This is a genomic window from Actinomycetota bacterium, assembly GCA_040905475.1.
In the GTDB taxonomy this organism is placed as follows: Bacteria; Actinomycetota; AC-67; order AC-67; family AC-67; genus DATFGK01.
On record JBBDRM010000148.1, the window covers coordinates 10840 to 11755 of the forward strand.

The window sequence follows — 916 nt, forward strand, 5'->3', positions numbered from 1 at the left end:
CCCCCCCCCCCCGGCTCGTGATCCCGCTAGTGATGCCGGGTGCGCCAGGCCGAGCTTTCGATTGCCCAAGCGATGATGACCACAGCGACGAACGCGCCGACGGCCAAGAACTGGACCGGGTTGGCACGGACGATCTCTAGGAGCCGCTCCACCGGGTTTCCTCCCTCCACCAAGGCGGAATTCCCTGAGCTCTTTACATCGGCGAGAGCGAAAAAACCTTTACTCGGCAGGTTCGAGTTGGGGCTTTAGCCCCCGCTTGCAAAGGCTTCCGGCGCCTGGATAGCCTTGGCGCCAATCCGATCGGCACTCCGAAGGGGGCCTCCATGGCAGTCAAGTTCCTCTCCGACGAATGGCTCAGCGAGGTCGAAAGCCGCCTGAATGCGAACGACGCGTTCCAGTCGGCGGCCAAGGGCCAGAGCGCGCGGCTCCTGAACGAGGTCAGCGGCGGGCCCGGCGGCGATGTCAAGTACGGATTCGTTCTGGACGGCGGGAAGGTCCAGCTCGTCCAGGGCGATATCGAGAACGCCGAGGCCACGCTTTCGCAGAACTACGAGACGGCCGTGTCGATGTCCAAGCAGGAGATGACCGGCCAGCAGGCGTTCATGCAGGGAAAAGTTAAGATCACGGGGAACCTCATGAAGATGATGCAACTCCAAGGTGTGTTCGGCGCGATGCCGACGGCCGTCGGGGACCTCGAGGTCGAGTACTAAGAAGCTCCGTTCGGGAGGAGGGCGGGCGTCAGCCCGCCCTCCGCGTTTCTCCGGCACCGAATGTCTCTTCGAAGAGATCCGCTGCCCGTTCCGGACCGTCGAGCCCGGCCGCCTCGTTCGCCAGCCGCTTCGCTCCTCGCGTGAAACCCGGCTCGTTCAGGACCCGACGCAATGCCCGTGCGATCGGGTCGGAGGTCGGCGTGCGG

General features: G+C 64.6%; 2 protein-coding genes. One reads left to right on the top strand and one right to left on the bottom strand.

The genetic code is table 11. The features are described 5' to 3' along the window. Positions 1 to 26: 26 nt before the first annotated feature. Positions 27 to 152 carry a hypothetical protein gene (locus tag WEB06_18500; protein MEX2557609.1) on the bottom strand — a complete coding sequence of 42 codons (126 nt, stop codon included), beginning with the start codon at positions 150 to 152 and terminating at the stop codon, positions 27 to 29. 171 nt (positions 153 to 323) lie between these two features. Between WEB06_18500 and WEB06_18505 the strand changes: the two genes are divergently transcribed. Next, positions 324 to 710, top strand: coding sequence for an SCP2 sterol-binding domain-containing protein (locus tag WEB06_18505; GenBank protein ID MEX2557610.1), 387 nt, complete (start codon positions 324 to 326; stop codon positions 708 to 710). Positions 711 to 916 lie beyond the last annotated feature (206 nt).

Excerpts from the sequence above, each read along its gene's own strand:
- WEB06_18505 (MEX2557610.1), top strand. The coding sequence starts at position 324 with ATGGCAGTCAAGTTCCTCTCCGACGAATGGCTCAGCGAGGTCGAAAGC.